The 19,161-nt window shown below is 32.6% G+C and carries 22 protein-coding genes; 9 read left to right on the forward strand and 13 right to left on the reverse strand.

The window, feature by feature from the left end; genetic code table 11:
* Positions 1-141 precede the first annotated feature (141 nt).
* The 3 genes from O5640_RS00690 (at position 142) to O5640_RS00700 (ending at position 2,364) form a co-directional block, all read left to right on the forward strand.
* The gene (locus O5640_RS00690; RefSeq protein ID WP_269612640.1) at positions 142-1,362 is read left to right on the forward strand and encodes an NAD(P)/FAD-dependent oxidoreductase; all 1,221 of its coding nucleotides are present in this window, start codon (positions 142-144) and stop codon (positions 1,360-1,362) included.
* A gap of 41 nt (positions 1,363-1,403) precedes the next feature.
* Positions 1,404-1,535 carry a hypothetical protein gene (locus O5640_RS00695; protein ID WP_269612642.1) on the forward strand — a complete coding sequence of 44 codons (132 nt, stop codon included), beginning with the start codon at positions 1,404-1,406 and terminating at the stop codon, positions 1,533-1,535.
* A gap of 274 nt (positions 1,536-1,809) precedes the next feature.
* On the forward strand, positions 1,810-2,364 hold the full coding sequence (locus O5640_RS00700; protein WP_269612643.1) for a DoxX family protein: 555 nt from the start codon (positions 1,810-1,812) through the stop codon (positions 2,362-2,364).
* A 12-nt stretch (positions 2,365-2,376) separates the two neighbouring features.
* Here O5640_RS00700 and O5640_RS00705 read toward each other — a convergent pair whose 3' ends face one another.
* Positions 2,377-2,673 (reverse strand): hypothetical protein, encoded by a 297-nt coding sequence (locus tag O5640_RS00705; protein WP_269612644.1) that lies wholly within the window; start codon positions 2,671-2,673, stop codon positions 2,377-2,379.
* Positions 2,674-2,955: 282 nt separating this feature from the next.
* Between O5640_RS00705 and O5640_RS00710 the strand changes: the two genes are divergently transcribed.
* Positions 2,956-3,159, forward strand: coding sequence for a hypothetical protein (locus tag O5640_RS00710; protein ID WP_011293667.1), 204 nt, complete (start codon positions 2,956-2,958; stop codon positions 3,157-3,159).
* 135 nt (positions 3,160-3,294) lie between these two features.
* On the opposite strand, the gene O5640_RS00715 is transcribed toward O5640_RS00710, so the two are convergent.
* From O5640_RS00715 to mnmH, 3 genes are read right to left on the reverse strand one after another with little or no spacing between them, the layout of a single operon-like run.
* Positions 3,295-4,371: an AI-2E family transporter gene (locus O5640_RS00715; protein ID WP_269612645.1), complete on the reverse strand. Its 1,077-nt coding sequence runs from the start codon at positions 4,369-4,371 to the stop codon at positions 3,295-3,297.
* A gap of 5 nt (positions 4,372-4,376) precedes the next feature.
* Positions 4,377-4,718 carry a photosystem II reaction center protein Psb28 gene (psb28, locus tag O5640_RS00720; RefSeq protein ID WP_269612646.1) on the reverse strand — a complete coding sequence of 114 codons (342 nt, stop codon included), beginning with the start codon at positions 4,716-4,718 and terminating at the stop codon, positions 4,377-4,379.
* 42 nt (positions 4,719-4,760) lie between these two features.
* Positions 4,761-5,813 (reverse strand): tRNA 2-selenouridine(34) synthase MnmH, encoded by a 1,053-nt coding sequence (gene mnmH, locus O5640_RS00725; protein WP_269612647.1) that lies wholly within the window; start codon positions 5,811-5,813, stop codon positions 4,761-4,763.
* 39 nt (positions 5,814-5,852) lie between these two features.
* On the opposite strand from mnmH, the gene O5640_RS00730 reads away from it, so the two are divergent.
* Positions 5,853-6,569 carry a GUN4 domain-containing protein gene (locus tag O5640_RS00730; RefSeq protein ID WP_269612648.1) on the forward strand — a complete coding sequence of 239 codons (717 nt, stop codon included), beginning with the start codon at positions 5,853-5,855 and terminating at the stop codon, positions 6,567-6,569.
* A gap of 121 nt (positions 6,570-6,690) precedes the next feature.
* Entirely contained in the window at positions 6,691-7,083 is a 393-nt protein-coding gene (locus tag O5640_RS00735; RefSeq protein ID WP_269612649.1) for an ATP-binding protein, read from the forward strand.
* 4 nt (positions 7,084-7,087) lie between these two features.
* On the opposite strand, the gene O5640_RS00740 is transcribed toward O5640_RS00735, so the two are convergent.
* The 3 genes from O5640_RS00740 to glnA form a co-directional block, all read right to left on the reverse strand.
* A complete protein-coding gene (locus O5640_RS00740; protein ID WP_269612650.1) occupies positions 7,088-7,345 on the reverse strand; it encodes a DUF6439 family protein in 258 nt (85 codons plus the stop codon).
* 48 nt (positions 7,346-7,393) lie between these two features.
* Positions 7,394-8,455 carry a class I SAM-dependent methyltransferase gene (locus tag O5640_RS00745; protein WP_269612651.1) on the reverse strand — a complete coding sequence of 354 codons (1,062 nt, stop codon included), beginning with the start codon at positions 8,453-8,455 and terminating at the stop codon, positions 7,394-7,396.
* 139 nt (positions 8,456-8,594) lie between these two features.
* On the reverse strand, positions 8,595-10,016 hold the full coding sequence (gene glnA / locus O5640_RS00750; protein ID WP_269612652.1) for a type I glutamate--ammonia ligase: 1,422 nt from the start codon (positions 10,014-10,016) through the stop codon (positions 8,595-8,597).
* A 224-nt stretch (positions 10,017-10,240) separates the two neighbouring features.
* Between glnA and O5640_RS00755 the strand changes: the two genes are divergently transcribed.
* Positions 10,241-11,401, forward strand: coding sequence for a pyridoxal-phosphate-dependent aminotransferase family protein (locus O5640_RS00755; RefSeq protein WP_269612653.1), 1,161 nt, complete (start codon positions 10,241-10,243; stop codon positions 11,399-11,401).
* Here O5640_RS00755 and O5640_RS00760 read toward each other — a convergent pair.
* Positions 11,384-11,896, reverse strand: a complete 513-nt coding sequence (locus O5640_RS00760; RefSeq protein ID WP_269612654.1) for a nucleoside deaminase — start codon at positions 11,894-11,896, stop codon at positions 11,384-11,386. The two genes, O5640_RS00755 and O5640_RS00760, sit on opposite strands and share 18 nt — an antisense overlap.
* A 110-nt stretch (positions 11,897-12,006) precedes the next feature.
* On the opposite strand from O5640_RS00760, the gene O5640_RS00765 reads away from it, so the two are divergent.
* Complete coding sequence (locus O5640_RS00765) at positions 12,007-13,377, forward strand: pyridoxal phosphate-dependent decarboxylase family protein (protein WP_269612655.1); 1,371 nt, start codon at positions 12,007-12,009, stop codon at positions 13,375-13,377.
* 121 nt (positions 13,378-13,498) lie between these two features.
* Here the strand turns inward: O5640_RS00765 and O5640_RS00770 are convergent, their stop codons facing one another.
* Genes O5640_RS00770 through O5640_RS00780 form a run of 3 tightly spaced genes read right to left on the reverse strand, consistent with a single transcriptional unit; the run spans position 13,499 to position 16,106 of the window.
* The gene (locus tag O5640_RS00770; RefSeq protein WP_269612656.1) at positions 13,499-15,043 is read right to left on the reverse strand and encodes a DUF697 domain-containing protein; all 1,545 of its coding nucleotides are present in this window, start codon (positions 15,041-15,043) and stop codon (positions 13,499-13,501) included.
* Between the two features lie 17 nt (positions 15,044-15,060).
* Positions 15,061-15,513: a signal peptidase II gene (lspA, locus tag O5640_RS00775; protein ID WP_269612657.1), complete on the reverse strand. Its 453-nt coding sequence runs from the start codon at positions 15,511-15,513 to the stop codon at positions 15,061-15,063.
* Positions 15,514-15,533: 20 nt separating this feature from the next.
* The gene (locus tag O5640_RS00780) at positions 15,534-16,106 is read right to left on the reverse strand and encodes a biotin transporter BioY (RefSeq protein WP_269612658.1); all 573 of its coding nucleotides are present in this window, start codon (positions 16,104-16,106) and stop codon (positions 15,534-15,536) included.
* A gap of 84 nt (positions 16,107-16,190) precedes the next feature.
* On the opposite strand from O5640_RS00780, the gene O5640_RS00785 reads away from it, so the two are divergent.
* Positions 16,191-16,412, forward strand: coding sequence for an NAD(P)H dehydrogenase assembly family protein (locus tag O5640_RS00785; RefSeq protein ID WP_269612659.1), 222 nt, complete (start codon positions 16,191-16,193; stop codon positions 16,410-16,412).
* A gap of 21 nt (positions 16,413-16,433) precedes the next feature.
* Here the strand turns inward: O5640_RS00785 and O5640_RS00790 are convergent, their stop codons facing one another.
* Together O5640_RS00790 and O5640_RS00795 are read right to left on the reverse strand one after the other, a co-directional pair.
* Entirely contained in the window at positions 16,434-17,681 is a 1,248-nt protein-coding gene (locus tag O5640_RS00790) for a M16 family metallopeptidase (protein WP_269612661.1), read from the reverse strand.
* Between the two features lie 2 nt (positions 17,682-17,683).
* A complete protein-coding gene (locus O5640_RS00795; protein WP_269612662.1) occupies positions 17,684-18,916 on the reverse strand; it encodes a M16 family metallopeptidase in 1,233 nt (410 codons plus the stop codon).
* Positions 18,917-19,161 lie beyond the last annotated feature (245 nt).

The raw sequence follows: 19,161 nt of genomic DNA on the forward strand, positions 1-19,161 counted from the left end.
TTCTTTTCTTTTAATTTAAATTTTAAATATAAATACTCACTATTTTTTTAAATAGAGCTTTGTATCTATAAATAAAAGTAATAAATAAATAATTTATATATGATTTTATTAAAATAAAAGTAATTCAAATTTTATCATTTGATGATTTCAGATCTTGTTATTATTGGAGGTGGTGCCGCTGGTTTTATGGGTGCAATCACAGCGATTAGTAGTGGACTTAGATCTGTTGTCATACTAGAAGGTACATCAAAAGTGCTTGAAAAAGTTAGGATTAGTGGTGGTGGTAGATGTAATTTAACTAATTCATGTTATGAGATCTCTGATTTAGTAAATAATTATCCCAGAGGAGAAAAACAATTAATAGGTTTGTTTAATAGATTTTCTACTACTGAGGCTTTTAATTGGTTTCAGAAGAAAGGACTTAGTCTTAAAGTAGAAAAAGATGGTCGAGTATTTCCCTGTTCTGATTCTTCTGAAGATGTTATTAAATGTTTGACCGATGTTGCAAAAAACTCTGGTGTAAAGATACTAACTAATTCTCATGTAAAGCAGATAAGCATAATAAAAGAGGGCTTTAAGTTATTAGTTAAAGGTAATAATTTCTTTGAAACAAAAAATATTTTGATTTGTACTGGTGGTCATCCTAGTGGACGTAGACTAGCAAAGAGTCTTGGACACTCTATTGTTCATCCTGTTCCGTCTCTTTTTTCTTTTTCTACTGATGAAAAGTTATTGAAATCTTGTTCTGGAATAACTTTAGATGTTCAAATTAAACTTACTATAAATAAAAAGAAATATACTGAAAAAGGATCTTTGCTAATAACACATAAGGGATTTAGTGGTCCAGTAATACTCAAACTCTCAGCATTTAGTGCCAGAAATTTATATGCAAATAAATATAAGGCTGATTTAAGAATAAACTGGATTTGTATGACTGAAATAGAAGCTAGATCAAGTATTGATCTATATAAATTAGAACATGCTAGGAAAAAAGTAATTAACAATAAACCTTTTGATAAACTACCAAGAAGCTTATGGAAAGCTATTCTCTCAAGCTTAAATTTTGATAGTCAAATGAAGTGGGCTGACATATCTAATTATCAAAAAGAGTCTTTGGTAAAATATCTAATAATGAAAAACTACTTAATAAATGGTCGTGGCCCTTTTGGTGATGAATTTGTAACCGCTGGTGGAGTATCACTTAAGGAAATTAATTTTAAGACTATGGAAAGTAAAATATGTAAGGGGCTATTCTTCGCTGGCGAGGTATTAGATATTGATGGTGTTACTGGTGGCTTTAATTTTCAACATTGCTGGACAAGTGGCTGGGTTGCAGGAAAATCTATCGTTTTAAGAAGCTAGCAAATCCAAACGATTTTTATAAGTTTTTTGTCTCATTACCTTTGAAAACTATACATAAAATATCCGCATTTTACCCTAGTGATGCAATTAGTGCTGGTATTGCCACTGCTATTAAACCCACAGCAGCCGTTGCAGTAAGTAATGATGTGCTCACAGCCTGTAAAAAATTTTAATTTAGTATACATAATCGATTTGCTACCTTTTGTTAGTTTTATTACTATTGATAGGTGACTTTGTACTCTCCTTCCGTTTGGTTAAAGATATTAAATTTTAATTGATCCAAATTTAAGCTTAACCAGCAAGTGAATCCTTCTCTTTATATTCAGAAGTCTCTAAGACCAGCTTACAACGATGGGTATTAATACTTATCGTTGTAAGCTGGTCTTCTTGTTTCCACGCTTTGTGGCTTGACATATCTAAAGTTTATTCAAAATTGACTAGGTTAAATTGCTTAATTCAATCTTCTATAAATCAGTATTTAAAGATTTTGCTTTTCTTGTATTAAGAGTATTTACGGGAGCACTGTTAATACATCATGGATTTGAAAAGTTAAATGACATTAATAATTTTGCTGATGCATTTGTACGCCCTCTTCACTTGCCATTCCCCGTCACCCTTTCTTACATAGCAGCGGGCTCTGAAATAGGCGGTAGTTGGTTGTTAATACTTGGCCTTGGTACCAGATTAGGAGCATCTGCAATACTTGGAACTATGAGTGTAGCTATTTATCATGCAATAGTTACTTCGGGTTTTAATATCTATTTATTGGAACTTTTATTACTTTATTTTGCTTCTGCTTTTTCAATAATTTTATTAGGACCAGGTATGTTCTCGGCTGATTACTTAATTAAAAAAATTTCCAAATCGAATCCTGAATTTTTTAAATCAATTTTTAACAAAGAGTCCTCAGTTCCATCCCTAGCATCTTCATATAAACAATCAAATAAAGCCATCAAGCAAAAGAGAACATTCGACTTCCCCTTCTCCAGTTTTTTATCTTAATAAAAAAAATAGTTATTTTTTATTAATTTCTTTGTTTTTCATTGATAAGTAGAACCACATCCAAGTTGGTAATGTAATAAAAAATCCAATTAATATAATATAACTTTTTGTTGTGTCCCAAGCAGCTTCATCACATTTTTCTTTTATTTTATTTGAAGGATTTACTTTGCTGCTTAAGTTCCTACAAATATTTAGTCCATGAATACTGAGCGTTCCATATGTTATGGCTGTTGGAACAGTAGCAAGAAATATTGCGAGTATTAGATTGCCTAGCCTCAAGTTGAGGTCTTTCCTTTTTTGTTGATCCATATATATATTTTTATCGATATCTAGGATATGGCACTGTATATTTCTTATTTTTTTACAAAGCACTAAGTTTTTTGGATATGCTATTCAATTTAATGATCTGCATTTTTTTAAGTAAAAATCTTTACTTTTCTAGTAATTAATAGCTTTATATTTTTTATGTAATTAATTAGCTGAAAAGTTTGGAGATAACTTGTGGGTTTATAAACTTTGTGAATTTGTAGATGCTGTAGATACTAATATTAGGCTAAAATTAATTCCTCGTAGCAATCAATCTATTTTATAATGTCCACAAGTAAGAGAGAAGAAGTTAGTTCTCATCTGCGTTATATCAGGCAAGAACTTCGAGACTTGGATCAAATGCTTGGCCAATATGGCTTATTGCCTGAGTTGTCAGAGCTTAAAGAGGTCTATAACTCATTAGATGCTCTTCATCAATTACTTTCGGGTAAAGTTAAAAAGAAACCTAAGCCCGAGTTTGATGATTGATATCATTAAATACTCGTTGATTAAAATTTGAAACCTTTTGAGGGATTAATAAAACTGTATTTGTCTAAACTTCTGCAATCGATGTTTCTTCTTGGAACCTTCCTTTTTAAGGGTGTTATTCGTCTCTTTAACTAGTTATATTTTTGTTGAAAAGTAATTTCTCTCTAATAAGTCATGAATAATTATTTCTTTAACAAAGACTTGAATTACTACTGCCATTGGAATTGCCAAAAGTAAACCAAGTGGTCCAAAAAGAATAGTGAATATAAATTGTGCAGTAATTGTTAAACCTGGAAGTAATTTGACTTGTTTATGCATTATTGAAGGAGTTATTACATAGCTCTCAATATTTTGAATTACCACATATAAGCCCAGAACAGCAAGTGATTTCCATGGAGTATCTAGCAATGCAACAGAAAGAGGAAAAATAGTGCTTATTGTTGGTCCTACATTTGGGATTACATTTAAAATACCAGCTATTAAAGCATTTGCTATTACAAGTTTTATTCCTAGTAAATAAAGACCAATAGAAGCAAGTATTGCTACAAATATTGAGCTTAGTAAAACTCCAGCCATCCAACTACTTAAGGCATCACCGCATCTAAGTAGAATAGTTCTTGCTCGTCTTCTATAAAATGATGGGACTAATAATATAGCGACTTCTCTATAGGAGTTAGGCTGTAAAGTTATCATTAAACCAACTGAAAGTATAAAAAATAATTGAAGAATACCTATACCAACATTACTAACCAGGTTAACCAATTTTTTGATGCTATCTGTTACTCCACTAGCAAGAGTCGCACCATCTGGAATCATGCTAAGTTTATTTGTTAATATTGTTCTATCGGCTATGTTTGGAATATTATCTTTATATATAATCTCAGCAAAATTAAAAAAGGTATTTATTGATAGCTCCCATAATTTGCTTACTGCTGATGGTATTTGATTGATTAGCTCTTGAAATTCGCTAGTGAATTGTGGTATTATTATTACTATTGAAATGCTTGAAATTAGTAATATAGAAATTATTGTTATTACTAATGATATCCACCTAGGGAATTTAAATAAATCTCTTATTCTCCCAGTAATAGTGCAAAGGGCCATGGATATAATTATCGAAGCAAAAAAAAGTATGATTATTTCTTTTAAGCCCCATATAATTAATATAGAAACAATTAATGCTGTGATTGATAGAAAACTAGTAGGTTTCAATTTGATTAATTGTGAGACAGAGAATTTGCATACCTTGAAGCGAAACGCATAAATCTCTCGAATTCCTGTTCTGAATTCCAATTATAAGTAGACTTTACTTCCTTAACATTATTTTCTGAAATAGTTAAATCTATTTTTTTAGTTGTAAGCTCACCCTCTGAATCAATTAGATACATTTGTTGTATCGATTTGAAATTCTTTGAGGTTATTGTTGTAGGTTTATAAAATTTATATACTGCTTTACCTTTTTTGCCATCTAGATTTCTAAATAAACGTATTTCGGGATGATCTTTTTCGTTTTCCCCTTTTACAAATTGAATAGATACATTCTCATTCATTTTAGTCATCTTTTGCTTGAATTTAATTAATAGAAATATCCTTTGTAAAAACTATAAAGGATTGAGCTTTTCTTTTAAGATTTTATCTAAAGATGATTTTAGGTTTAGACCACTAAGATTAATTGAATTTATATTAGTTGTTTTTTTAAGTTCGAATTCATAACACTTATCATAATAATCGAGCATCGCTTCACAGGCTTTTGACCATTCTTTCTTCTCAATTGCAGTTAATGCCTCTTTTGTTTTTTGTGGTCCTAACCTTTTGCTTATTCTATTTACAGCGTCTTTTAATTCAGTTTGAGAGTTTCGACTATAAAGATTGACTAGATTTTCCACACGTTCATTTCTTGTTTTTAATATTTCAAGGATTGGTGCTTTTTTCATTTTTGTATACAAATTATTTGGTATGCGACATTTTCCTAGATTAGAACTTTCAGCTTCAAGCCATATCTCAACGGCATTATTTCTGTAAAAGTTATAAACAGATTCTGCTAAAATATTTTCAAATTGTTGTGTTGTAGGTTGATTGCCCATACCTAATGAACCAAAACTGCTACCCCTATGATTAGCAATCCCCTCTAGATCAATTACATATATATTTTCTTTATTGATGTAATTTAGTAAATCTGTTTTTCTTGTACCCGTTTTACCTCCTATCAGTCTTATTGGTAAATCAGCCTCAAATTGATTTAAAACCCATTTTCGATAGCTTTTATAGCCACCTTTTAATAAAGATGTCTCAATGCCAATTGTTCTAGCAAGCCAGGCAAAAGAACTAGATCTCATGCCACCTCTCCAGCAATATATTCGTAATGACTTATTAACACTTTTTTCTAAATTAGTTGTTTGAACGATTTTTTGTAATAGTTTTGTGGTGTTAGGAATGGTTACTTTTAAACCCTTAAGTATTGCTGTTAAGCGACTTTCTTTTTTATAGCTTTTACCAATAGTCTCTCTTTCGCTATCAGAAAATAAAGGAATATTGATAGCACCCGGCCAATGTCCTTGGCGAAATTCGTTTGGACTTCTTACATCAACAATTGGACTTGTTAAATTCCGAAAATCCGTTACGTGATAGCTCGAATTGGTAGGTTTCTCTGACATAGTATTAGTGCTTAGGTCATTTTAGGCCTGCGGTAGATTATGACTGAAGAAAAATCACATCCAAATAAAGAGAGCATAGAGGTTTTTTTGGAGTCTTTTAAGATGGCTTCAGAAAGGAAACGACTAGGGCTTTTAGATGGTTTAGAAGAAAGGGCTGAGGAGCTTCTTAGCCTAGGTGTAAATCTAATGTCTGGTTTTGATCCTCGTATTTGCGACTGGACTCCTGGCTTCATTTTGCAGCTCATTCATAAAACAGATGAAAACTTCATAAGAAATACACTCAAGTGTGATGATCTTTCTTGGTTTGATGCCCCATCAGATGTTGGTTTTGATTACTCACCTCTTCAGAGGTATTTATTGAATGAATGCTATGAGGATGCTGACCGCTTCACCAGCTCAAAACTTAGAGAGCTGGCAGGAGAAAAGGCAGTAAAAAGAGGATATGTTTATTTTTCTGAGGTTGAATCAATACCTTCCATTGACTTATCAACTTTGGACAAGTTATGGGTTGTTTATTCAAGAGGGAAATTTGGCTTTACTGTTCAAGCAAAAATATTAGATTCCTTAGGTGGAAGATATGACAAGCTTTGGCCTCGAATAGGTTGGAAAAAAGATGGAATATGGACTAGATATCCAAAAGCATTTAATTGGTCTATTGAAGCACCAAATGGACATATGCCGTTGGTTAATCAGCTGAGGGGTGTTCGATTGATGGACGCGTTGTTGAACCATCAAGGATTTAAAGCTAAAAGCTAAACATTTAATTATTAATGCTTAATTTTTTCTCTTAGAACAGTTTTTATGACTTAAGTTAAAATAATTTATAGTCTAATTCTTTGATCAGATGAGCAATTTACAAAGAATGTTTTAATTAATTGTGGAGAATTCTAAAAATTGGGCTGTATTTATTCATCCCTCTACTTTAAAATTATCAGCATTTATTGAAACCCTTTTAGAGCCTGTTATATGTAAAGAAACTGCAAAAAAAATTGAATTAGGTTTGCACGAGGCGCTTGTTAATGCAGTAGTACATGGGAACTTATCTAATCCTAAAAAAGTTATTCGTGTTAGAAGAATTCTTACTCCAAACTGGTTTGTTTGGCAAATTCAAGATGAAGGATTAGGTATAGTTAAAAATAAAAGGCTAAGTTCATTACCTTTGAAAATTGATGTTGATAGTGGGAGAGGAATTTATTTAATTCATAAGTGTTTTGATGATGTTAGATGGAGTAGGAAAGGAAATAGACTTCAGTTATCACTAAAGAAATAAGTATTTAATGACTTTTACATCCTGTATCTTTGATTCCCTCATTTATCCATAATATTGCTTGATTAAGTAAGTCTTCTATTTCTGCATCATCTCCATCATTAATTAATTGTGAAATTGCCGAAATAATTAATTCTGCGCTTCTTCGTTGTTTATTTCCCCTGAATTTATGCCAGTTGTGGTTATTAAGACTGATTTCATTATGGAGCTCTTTTGTAAGTATATGAACTTTTTCAGGCCATATGTATTTATTTTTTTTTAGCATGATTTGATACTTATTTGTGATTTTTTTGAAGAAATCCTTTCAATAAAATTAAGCTGGCTTGTTCGCTTTCCATACTTTAGTCATGAAATGAGATTCAGAAGTTATTGCGGAAAAACCACATTCTTCTAATCTTAAATTTATGTTATCAACTATGTAATCTCTGTAATAAGGTTCGTGAAAAATTTTGTGAAAGTTTTCCATTATTGTAATGAATTTTGGAGAATCTTCTATCTGAATGGAGTCGGCAAGAACAAGAGTTCCTCCAGGTTCTAGCAACCTAAAACACTCGTTCAAAACATTCTGGCGCGCATCTCTAGGAAGTTCGTGAAATAGAAAAACACAGGTTAAAGCCTGAAAACTCTCCGATGCATATGGCATTTTCTCTGCATTTCCTTTAGTTAGTTGAACAAGATCACCATTTCTGGAACTGAGGTATTTACTTGCTTGCTTTAGGTATGAACTTGATAAATCAAGACCATAAAGTTCAACTTGAGGTAATGCACTTTGTATTTGCTGGAGTGTTCTTCCAGTTCCTGTAGCGATATCTAAAATTTTTACTTTCTTTGACTCTTCAGATAAATATTTTTTAAGACCTCTTTTCAATGGAGATAAAACCCTTCTTCTCATGGAATCGGCTGTCCCATTGAAAAGAATCTCAACTTGTATGTCATAAATTTCAGCGGAATGTTTACTTAGATACCCGTCTGTTTGATGATGAAAATTTTGCAAATAGTAAGCAGGGTAATCTTTCTCATTTATATTTCTAGGGATTTCTCTGGTTTTATTTTTTTTTCGCCTCTGCCAAGTTTGGGGCATATCTAGCCAAACCAAGGGATATTTCTTAGCCCATTCCAACCATGGAGCTTCGAATAGTTGTGATTTAGGGTAAATTCCTTCCTCTGCTTCTTTCCAATCAATGGTTTCTAGATTTTTCATTGATCTTCTAACTTCTTTTATTAAGTCTTGATTTATTGGAAATTTGCCTGGAGCTGCTTCAGGTGCAAACACTTCCATCAACTTTGAACTCAACTCTTTATGAGCTAACCCAGCAAGTGTTTTTCCTTGTTGAAGAGTACGATATGCAATTTTTTCAAGGCTTGGCGCTGCCATGAACCATTATTTAATTTATGTATTATCTAACAGATTTGATTGATTAGTGACGAGTTAACTAAAAAAAAATTAAGGTCTATGCATATTTGTACATAGACCTTAATTTTGTATTCTAAAAATTAATAAAGAAATTTAAATTTTAGGCGTCATAGTACATAGTGAATTCATGTGGATGAGGCCTTTGTCTTAGCTGTTGAACTTCTTCGTATTTCAGCTCTATCCAGTTATTAATAAAGTCTTCAGTAAATACACCTCCTTCCGTTAAATATTTGTTGTCACTTTTTAATGCCTCCAATGCATCATTCAATGAGGAGGGAACAGTGTCTATTTTTGATAATTCCTCAGAAGGAAGCTCGAAGAGGTCAACATCAACACCATCTCCAGGATCAATTTGATTGTTGATTCCATCAATACCAGCCATCATCATTGCTGAAAAAGCAATATAAGGGTTAGCCAATGCATCACCAGAACGGAATTCAAGTCTCTTTGCTTTAGGACTTGGTCCTGTTAATGGAATCCTTACCGCCGCTGATCTATTACCTTGTGAATAAACTAAATTGACGGGTGCTTCGAAACCTGGGACTAATCTTTTGTAGCTGTTAGTCGTTGGATTTGTAAATGCTAGGAAAGAAGGAGCATGCTTGAGAATTCCACCTATGTACCATTTAGCTGTTTGAGATAGATTTGCATATGTGCCTTCTCCATAAAATAAGGGCTCACCACTTTTCCACAAACTTTGGTGAACATGCATTCCTGTCCCATTGTCATTAAAGACTGGCTTAGGCATAAAAGTCGCAGTTTTTCCATATTTCTTGGCTACATTTCTAACAATGTATTTGTAAATCATCACATTATCAGCTGCGTTAATTAGGGGGGCAAATTTCATCCCTAATTCATGTTGGCCAGCTCCAGCTACCTCATGGTGATGTTTCTCAATTGGTATTCCCAATTCACCCATAAGTAGAAGCATCTCAGACCTCATGTCTTGAGCGGTGTCATTAGGAGAGACTGGAAAATATCCTTCTTTTAGTTGAATTTTGTATCCAAGGTTTCCTCCTTCTTCAACTCTCCCTGTATTCCAAGGAGCCTCGATGGTATCAACGCTGTAAAAACTTCCACCTTCGCCTGAGTTATATCTGACATCATCAAAAATAAAGAATTCAGGTTCAGGCCCGAAGAATGCAGAATCTGCAACACTTGTGCTGCCTAAATAATCCAATGCTTTTTGTGCCAATGCTCTTGGACACCTGGCATATGGCTCTCCGCTTCTTGGCTCCTGAATTGAACAAATCAAGCTAAGAGTCTTGTGATGGTAAAAGGGGTCTATCCAACTTGTTGATGGATCTGGGACCATCGCCATGTCGGATTCGTTTATTGCTTTCCAACCGCGGATGGAAGAGCCATCAAAGGCAAGTCCTTCTGTGAAAGAGCTTTCTTCAATGAGATCTGAAGCTACAGTTAAGTGTTGCCATTTACCATGTAGGTCAGTGAATTTTAGATCTATTAGCTCAATGCCCTCATCCTTAATTTGACGAAGAACATCTTGAGAGGTCTTGCTCATGATGAATTTGATTTGCAACTTAGATACTCATTATGAACGTAATAAGTGTTTGCATCTCTTTATGTATCGACACGCACTTTTTTTAGACTTTTAACAGAAAAATATGAATATTTGCTGTCTTATTGGAGAAATCTAGCTAATTCCTATTGCAATCCCTAAAAAAAACTCCCCGACTTTGCCTATTGCCTTTTAGGCTCGGTAGATATACAAAACGATCTGTTTTCTTGGCCACTCAAATTCTTCCTTCTGTTGATAATCAACATCGTAAAGATTTTGGTCCAACTGTTTCTCCTGAAAGGTTATTGCTTGGGCCAGGCCCATCAAACGCAGATCCTGCTGTGTTGAAAGCTCTCTCTCAGCCCCCCATTGGTCACTTGGATCCTTTTTATGTGGACTTGATGAGTGAGGTCCAAGAGTTACTCAGATATGCATGGCAAACTAGCAATCGATTAACGCTTCCAATGAGTGGTACCGGAAGTGCTGCAATGGAGGCAACGTTGGCAAATGTTGTTGAACCAGGAGATACGGTTTTAGTTGCAATAAAAGGATATTTTGGACATCGACTTGCCGATATGGCAGGAAGATATAAAGCAAATGTTGAAACTATTCAGAAAGATTGGGGGAATGCATTCTCTCTCGAAGAAATAGAAGATGGGCTGAAGGAACATAACCCAGCTGTATTAGCAATTGTTCATGCAGAAACCTCAACAGGTGTTTGTCAACCTATGGATGGAATTGGTGATTTGTGCAGAAAATATAATTGTTTACTTCTTGTAGACACAGTGACATCTTTGGGAGGCGTTCCTCTTTATTTGGATGAGTGGAAAATTGATCTAGCTTACAGTTGCAGTCAAAAAGGATTAAGTTGTCCTCCCGGATTAGGTCCTTTCTCAATGAATGAGAGAGCTGAAAATAAAATGTCTAATAGAAAAGATAAGGTTCCAAACTGGTATCTAGACGTTTCTTTATTAAATAAATATTGGGGTAGTGATCGCGTATATCATCATACCGCCCCTGTAAATATGAATTTTGGCATTAGAGAAGCGCTTAGATTGTTAGCAGAAGAAGGATTAGAAGTCTCATGGGATAGACATAGAAAAAATGCGGAATCACTTTGGAATTCTTTGGAAAATATTGGTTTAGAATTACACGTTAAAGAAGAATTACGCTTGCCAACTCTAACGACAGTAAAAATACCAGAGGGCATTGATGGTAAGTCATTTACTAAGCATCTACTAAATAATTTTGGAGTTGAGATTGGAGGTGGCCTTGGTGATTTGGCGGGTAAAGTTTGGAGAATTGGTTTGATGGGTTATAACTCAACCCCTACTAATGTAGATAAGATAATAAATATTTTTGAAACTGAATTACCTAAGTTTAGATAATAAACTTTTTCTTGATAAAAGTCTTTTGTCTTTGAACCAATCTACGATTAGTTTTCTAGATTCTTCTTCCATTATTCCTTTTTCAATGAGAAGATTATGATGAGCACTTTTATGTTCTGCGAGATTAATTGTTCCACCTAGTGCGCCTCTTTTTGGGTCTTTCGATCCATAGATAATTCTCCCCATCCTTGCTTGTATTAAAGCGCCTGCACACATTGGACATGGCTCCAGATTTACAATCAATGTACAGTCATTAAATCTCCAATCATTATTTATCCAAGAAGCTTGTCTTAGCGCTACTAACTCAGCATGACCTAAAGGATCTTTCATTCCTTCCCTTCTATTTCCTCCATAGCCAATACATCTGCCTCTTTTGTCGAGAATAACTGCAGCGATGGGGACTTCCCCTCTCTCGCCTACAAGTTTTGCTTTGGATAACAATCTTGTCATCCATTTTATTTTTTCTTCCTGACTAAGTGAGATTGGTTTTGACAATTTTTTAGATGTTTGGAGAATTATCAAATAAAATGTTTACCTAGAGATTAATCATTTTTTTTTTGGTTTGAACTGGATCATCAAATACTACAAATAGAGACTTATTTTCATTGGAACCTTTTGCATCACCTCACAATTTAGATAGAGAACTGCATTCTTTACTTGCTGAAGCCTCAAGTAATCTTTGTGATTGGTTTGCTGAATCAGGCAGTCAAGGTCCAATGCCTGATTCATTTGATTTGCCTAAGGCCTTTCCTGATGAAAAAGGTGTATCCAATAAGGTTTTATTGAATGATCTTCAATTATTAATGAATGGCTCTTACCGACCATCTCATCCAAGGGCTCTTGCTCATTTAGATCCTCCTCCTCTGTCAGCATCAATAGTAGGAGAGCTTATTTGTGCAGGTTTAAATAATAATCTTTTGGCTGAAGAATTATCACCTAGCTTGACATGCCTAGAAAGAAACCTTTGTAAATGGTTTTGTCAGAAATTAGGTCTTGGTGATTTGTCTGGAGGGGTGGCTGCTAGCGGGGGAAGTTTAAGTAATTTAATGGCTTTAGTAATTGCAAGAAATATTTCTGGTCTAGAAAATGATCCAAGTGCAGTATTTTTTGCAAGTGATGATTGTCATGTCTCATTTTTAAAATCTCTAAAGATTATGGGACTTAAACAAGAATCTTTGCAAAAAGTTCCTACTGATGAAAAAGGTAAATTAGATATTTCTTATCTGTCCTCAAATTTAAAAAAAATAAAATCTCAAGGGAAGAAATGTTTTGCTGTAGTAGCTACTGCCGGAACTACTGTAAGAGGAGCTATTGATCCACTCTCTGAAATCTCTCAATTATGCAAAAAAGAGAAAATATGGCTTCATGTTGATGGCGCAATTGGTGGAATTTATGGTTTGTCAACAATAACTTCAGAAATTGTTCAAGGCTTAGATTCAGCAGACTCCATAACTGTTAATCCACAGAAATTATTGGGTATTGCAAAAACATCCTCTTTATTACTGGTAGCTAATAAAAACCATCTTTCTTCTACCTTCTCAACTGGACTACCTTATGCCGAACCAATTGCAGGCAATGACTTTCATGGAGGAGAACTTGGAATTCAAGGTACTAGATCCGCTGAGTCATTAAAGTTGTGGATTGGTTTAAGGCAATTAGGTGAAGAAGGTATTGAAAAAATACTTTTGGAGTCTATCAAAAGAAGATGTTATTTAGAATCAATAATTGATTCATCAAAATTTAAAATAATATCAGGACCCCTTCATCTTCTAGCTTTAACACCCATCAATTATACTTATTCTCAAGCCTCCGATTGGTCTATAAAAACGAGAAACTCTTTATTAGTCAATAATTTTATGCTTTCAAGACCAATTTATGGAGATAGATATTATTTAAAGGCAGTTATGGGAAACCCTAATACTAAATTTGAGGATTTAAAAATTTTAGCTAATCTTATTAACCATTCAATTATTTGATTTAAAATGAATAAGAATTTTTTTAATAAAAAAAATATATTGGCTTTTGTAACAGCTTCAATATCAATTTTGATTGGCCTGATTTATTTGGCTTTAGTTTTTATTTTAGATTTTAGAGGTCCTATGATCCCTCCTCCCTCGGAGGCCATGCTCTCGGTGGTAGTTTTTTGAATTTTTTTTCAACTAAAGGATCAATAACTCTCTCATAAGCCTTTCGAATAAAACTTTTGAAATACTCATCTCTTTTATTTAAGTTGTAATGATATTCAACAACTTCTTGGATTCCACCGTCTCCCCAATCTTGGTCTTGTTGGAAATAAGTTATAAAACTTGCTCCTGAAATTCTAGTAAGCCAAGATACACTTATAGCCTGAATTACTTTGCTAACAACTAATGTTGGAAGTGAAAGACTTAATGTTGAGCTTATCAGTGAAACTCCACCTTGAACTAAACCCATAGTTGCAAGTGTTTTTCCTACTGAAATTGCTAAATTCTTGGCTCTCTCTTTTGTTATTTCAACACCATAGATTTTTGCTATTTCAATTACCATTTGTGCATTCACAGCCGCAGCAGCGATCATATCGATAACAGGTAATGGTGTTAGCATTAATGCTCCGCTACTGAGCCAACCATACTTGTCAACACATTTTTTAGCTGATTGACTTCTTTGCTTAACTAATAATTTCTTACCTTCTTTCCCAAGATTGCTACATTGAAGCAATATATTATCTGCTATTAACTCCTCACCTTCTTCATGCAGGATTTTTGCTAATCTTCTAATTAGATTGTTTATTTCAGGGTCTGGTTGAAAGGGCTTTTTGCCAGGGATTGCAATTGACTGAGGGGATGCGGATGTACAGATAATATCTTTTGGTTCAATAAAATCATTACATCTAGAATTTAGAATTTCGATTAATCTTCTTTCTTCATTTTCTCCTCTTAAATCTATTTTATTAAGAACAAGTAAAAGTCTTTTGCCCAATTTAGATAAACTCATAATTGTTCTTATTTCTTCAGAACGTAAATCTCCTTCTATTACTACTAACATTAAATCAGCTTTGCGAGCTTCTATTAACGCACTCTTTTCTCTTTCTCTGCCTGCTTTCCCAGCTTCTAATATTCCAGGTGTATCAATGATTCTTATTCCTCTTGGAAGTCCTTTAAGTTTCAGCCGGAAGGTTTCTTTCCCTCGTGTTGAGCCCATTTCGGGACTAACTTTACCAACTATTCTTTTTAAAAGAGCTCTTATTAGTGAGGTTTTACCGCTAGAGCCAATTCCAAAAACTACTAAAATAATATCCCCTCTATCTAACTCTAACGAAACTCTATCCTTTTCATCCTTTAGGGCCTTGGCCTTGACTTTATCATTAATCAATTTGATTAACTGATCAATACTTTTTAATGATTTATCTGCAGCTTCCTTTTTGGTTGTCAATGAAAAATCTAATAATTTCTTTTTACCCTTTGTTTTAAATATAGATTGTAGAAAGTTTTGCAACCAATCTATTTTCTTTGAATAAACTAAACCGCCTATTAATAAAACCGTGATTAATACTGCAGGTATATTTATTAATCTAATGATTGCTCCAACTAAGCCTACAAATATCAAGCCAAAAAAAATTATAAATATATAAAATAATATTTTTTTTGAATTGTAGATTTTCATATAATAACTAAATCTGTTTAATAATTCGTTTTTGGATTGTCTTTAATCATATCGATTATAAAACATATTATAGCAATATTTATTGATATATCTGCTACATTGAAAATAGGAAAATTAATTGGAACTAGCTCTAAAAAATCTAGAACATAACCTTTGAATAACCTATCAATTCCATTGCCTACAGTACCACCTAAAAGATATGCAAGCCCAATACAATTCCAATAGGATTTTGGTGGGGATTTTAAAATAATAGTAATTAATAATAATGAGGCAATAATACTTATAACAGTAAGAGAGTTTGTTGAGTTAATAAAAAGACTAAAAGCAGCGCCTTTGTTTTTTACTAGGGTGAAATTTAATAGATTAGGAATAATACTTTTAGATCTTTCAAATCCTAGTGTACTTAATACTGAGAACTTACTAAATTGATCTAATAAAATAATAAAAAGAGAGTAAGTTAATATTTTCATACTTCTACTATTAAATGTAATCATTTTACTATTAATACACGTTTTAATAGTATTGATAATAGACTTATTGATATGCATAGTAATAATTGATTTGGAAAAGGTATTAAAGTATTTACCAAGATAAGATCGGATAAAGATTCTAACCAATTACCAAATATTTTACCAAAAACAAGATAAAAAATACCTATAATATGTATAATGCACAATGATATTGCAGTATAAAATGAATAATTAATTAAATTAGGTTTTGAGGTATTTTTAGCTAGAAAACCACATGTCCAAGCAGCAGGAATAAATCCTAGTAAGTACCCAAATTCATGAGTTAAGATATAACCTACACTTCCTCCTCCATGAAAAACAGGTAAATAAAATAAACCTATAATCAAATACGAAATTGCAGAAATTGTTCCTATTTCGGGTCCACAAACCAATGACGTCAAAAGAAGCCCCTGGATTTGCCAAGTGCTATTAAGTGGGATATTTGAGAGAGATAGGTCTTCTTGAGGAAAAATTATTGATGATGGTATCATTGCGCATATTATGATTAACATTACGCCTGTTATTGCTTTTACTCCGCTACTAAATTTATGCAATGAATTTAATTAGCATATCTTATACATTATTATTTACAAATTGATTGATATGTCAATAAGATCATTTAAAGCTACTTAGTAATAATGAAATTTTCAGTTGGAGAAAAAGTATCCTTACAAGTTCCTTTGCCATATTTGAAGACAGCAGATTCAATATCAATGCTGAGACCGCCAGATCTAGTTTCTCTCGATGAGGTAGGCATGATTATTGGAATAAGACCAAATGATTTACTAGAAGTGAAATTTAGAATGGGCAATTTTTTGATTCCTTCTGAAAGACTTAAGATTTCGGGTAAAGACAACTGAAGAAAATCAAATGAGACTTGATTAGGTTTTCCAGTTTTCAATGATTTTCGGAATAACTTCTTTGTTACTACAAACGCTTAGAAATGGGTTCCTTAAATATTTATTAGCAGCATTCTTGATTTCTTTACTGGTTATACTTTCAAGTCTTAGAAGAATTTCTTTATCGTGATCCTTTGTTAGACCAATTCCTAAAAGATGAGCTTTATGCTCAGCTCTTTGACTAATACTCTGCAAAGAATGTGCCATTTGACCACGAAATTTTATCTTTACAAGATCTAATTCCTCAGGAGAGATTTCACTATTAATAATTTTTCCCCAACACTCTTTTAGTAATTTAAGAGTAAGGATTGCTTTTTCTTCAGTTGTAGAAGCATGCATAATAAATGGGGTTTGATTTTCTCTAATAGGATGATAAACTCCTGCTTCATAAACTACTCCATACTTTTCCCTAAGTAGCTTAAATAATAAACTTGACATTCCACAACCTAAGTAACACGATAATAATCTAAGAAAAATATCCGATTTATTATCATATCTAATTGTTGCTTTACCTAGTAGAAGAATTACTTGTTTTGTATTTAATTCTCGTGTGTAAATACTGGTTTCTTGTTTGTTTTTTAAATCAATGTCATAATTTCTTTTAGACTTTATATTTTGATCATTAAGGTTTTTACTAATACCCTTAAATGCAATTGAATTTTCTATATAACTTTCTAAGTTAATTGGAAATTTTCCAGAAATTACTAAGTTTTTTTTTCTATAAATTAATGAATCTGCCAATGGCAATATATCTTCTTTAGTGATTTTCTTTACATCACTGATGGACCCCAGTGGATCATGTCCATATGGTCCATCACCATATACAATTTTTCTCCAGCCATCAAAAGCTAGTTGATATGTACTCTCTTTTTGTCTTTTAATGGCTTTTATAGTTAAATCTTTTTCTAATTCAATTTGGTCTATTTGAAGTACAGGTTTTGTAATCATCCAACCAATTATAGGGAGAAGTTTATAAGCATCACTTTCGATACATTTAAGACTGATTAGAAGACCATCTTCGCAGGTATCACAGTTTAAATTTGCTCCACTATTTTCTACAATTTCAGAAATTTGTCTATTATTGTATGGTCCGCAACCTCTAAGCATTGTTGAGCTTAAAAGTTGATGGATTCCTTTTTTATTTTTGGGATCATTTCTGCTACCTTCTTCTATCCATAGTTTTGCGGACATTATATTTTTGCTATTAAGTTTGTCTAGAATTATATTCATATTTACTTCTCAGGTTCAGCAATTAATGTAAATGCATTTTCTGGATTAAATAATGGAAGAATTAATTCATTTAAGCGGGAAGTTGTCCAATAAGAGATGTCATCTATTGATTTTAATATTGCTTGGTGTCGACCCCATAGAGCTTGATTGCCTAATGTTGAGGCAATTTGAGTACTCAACTCTAGACCAAAATAAATATTATTTATAACTAATTTTTTCGCACGTTCTAAATTTTTATTAGTAACTAACTCTCTAATTGATTTTTTAAGAATGTAATTAATTTCACTTTCGGCAATTTTAAGATTTTCCTGTGGGCAACTGACATCTAAAAGAATTAATCCACCTTCTTCAAGAATTTGTAAATCAATATCTATTGATTCAATAATACGTTTTTCTTCTCTTAATTCCTTAACAATAAGACTACTTTTTCCTTCGCATAGCATTGTGGCAACTATTTCGGCGCCTAAAATTAAGACCTGTTCTTTTGCAGGTGGAAGTTTCCAGGCTTTCAATATCCTTCCTCCCTCAAGCCTTGGAATAGTTTCTTTTTTATAGCCTTTATTAAATATAATTTTGTTAGTTATAGCGGTCTTTTCTGAGATTGTTCTTAATTCCTTGATTTTACTATTGTTAATTATCGAATTAATTTCGTTAGGTAAATCTCCGGCTATACATAGCGTACAGTTTTTACCTACATAATGATTTTTGTGGAATAATTTCATTTGTTTAGGATTAAGGCTTTTAACAGTTTTTTCATTACCAAGTATTGGTTTAGAATATCTATGAGGCGACAAACATTCATTTAATAATTTCATATAAATAATTTCATCTGGTTGCTCAATATTTTGTGCGATTTCTTCTAAAACAACTTTTTTCTCAATTTCAAAGGCATCTTGTTCAATTTTAGGAAATAATAGTAATTCTAATATCAATTTTAGTCCGTCTTCTATTTTTTCTGGGGGTACTAGAACGTGATAGTGAACATCGTCTAACCCAGTTGCTGCATTACTACTTCCACCAAGAGATTCAATTTTTAGATCGAATTCACCCTCTTTAAGGTTTTTGCTCCCTTTAAATATCATATGCTCTAAAAAATGTGCCATCCCTTCTTCATCTTTCAATTCATAAAGACTTCCCCCTTTGCACCAAAAGTCAATACATGTCAAAGTTGATTGTTCTATATCAGCTACTACACATGTAGTGCCATTAGGTAATGACCAATGATTTACTTTCATTCTAAATATCTTAAAGCACGTTAAATCTTTGTGCTATATTAATCTATGATAATATTTAAAATCATTTCATTTAATATTTATCTAATTTTTATATCTATATTTTTTCATATTTAAGTTTTCTTTATTTACTTGCTTTGTTCTTAGTATAATGTTTTTTTCTTTTTCTGAATTCTATATTTGAATTCCTTTTGCTTATTCAGTTGTCTTTAGATAAAAATTTCTTATTTATTTCTTTTTAGCCTTAA

Origin of the sequence: Prochlorococcus marinus str. MIT 0912 (assembly GCF_027359595.1) — a bacterium.
Classification (GTDB): Bacteria; Cyanobacteriota; Cyanobacteriia; order PCC-6307; family Cyanobiaceae; genus Prochlorococcus_B; species Prochlorococcus_B marinus_C.

Bases quoted from the DNA above. Each gene is read 5' to 3' on its own strand.
- O5640_RS00730 (WP_269612648.1), top strand. From the start codon at position 5,853: ATGACTGAAGAAAAATCACATCCAAATAAAGAGAGCATAGAGGTTTTT.
- O5640_RS00745 (WP_269612651.1), bottom strand. From the start codon at position 8,455: ATGGCAGCGCCAAGCCTTGAAAAAATTGCATATCGTACTCTTCAACAA.
- O5640_RS00740 (WP_269612650.1), bottom strand. From the start codon at position 7,345: ATGCTAAAAAAAAATAAATACATATGGCCTGAAAAAGTTCATATACTT.
- O5640_RS00785 (WP_269612659.1), top strand. From the start codon at position 16,191: ATGAAATTTTCAGTTGGAGAAAAAGTATCCTTACAAGTTCCTTTGCCA.
- glnA (WP_269612652.1), bottom strand. From the start codon at position 10,016: ATGAGCAAGACCTCTCAAGATGTTCTTCGTCAAATTAAGGATGAGGGC.
- lspA (WP_269612657.1), bottom strand. From the start codon at position 15,513: ATGAAAATATTAACTTACTCTCTTTTTATTATTTTATTAGATCAATTT.
- O5640_RS00790 (WP_269612661.1), bottom strand. From the start codon at position 17,681: ATGAATATAATTCTAGACAAACTTAATAGCAAAAATATAATGTCCGCA.
- O5640_RS00690 (WP_269612640.1), top strand. From the start codon at position 142: ATGATTTCAGATCTTGTTATTATTGGAGGTGGTGCCGCTGGTTTTATG.
- psb28 (WP_269612646.1), bottom strand. From the start codon at position 4,718: ATGACTAAAATGAATGAGAATGTATCTATTCAATTTGTAAAAGGGGAA.
- O5640_RS00770 (WP_269612656.1), bottom strand. From the start codon at position 15,043: ATGAAAATCTACAATTCAAAAAAAATATTATTTTATATATTTATAATT.
- O5640_RS00705 (WP_269612644.1), bottom strand. From the start codon at position 2,673: ATGGATCAACAAAAAAGGAAAGACCTCAACTTGAGGCTAGGCAATCTA.
- mnmH (WP_269612647.1), bottom strand. From the start codon at position 5,813: ATGTCAGAGAAACCTACCAATTCGAGCTATCACGTAACGGATTTTCGG.
- O5640_RS00710 (WP_011293667.1), top strand. From the start codon at position 2,956: ATGTCCACAAGTAAGAGAGAAGAAGTTAGTTCTCATCTGCGTTATATC.
- O5640_RS00795 (WP_269612662.1), bottom strand. From the start codon at position 18,916: ATGAAAGTAAATCATTGGTCATTACCTAATGGCACTACATGTGTAGTA.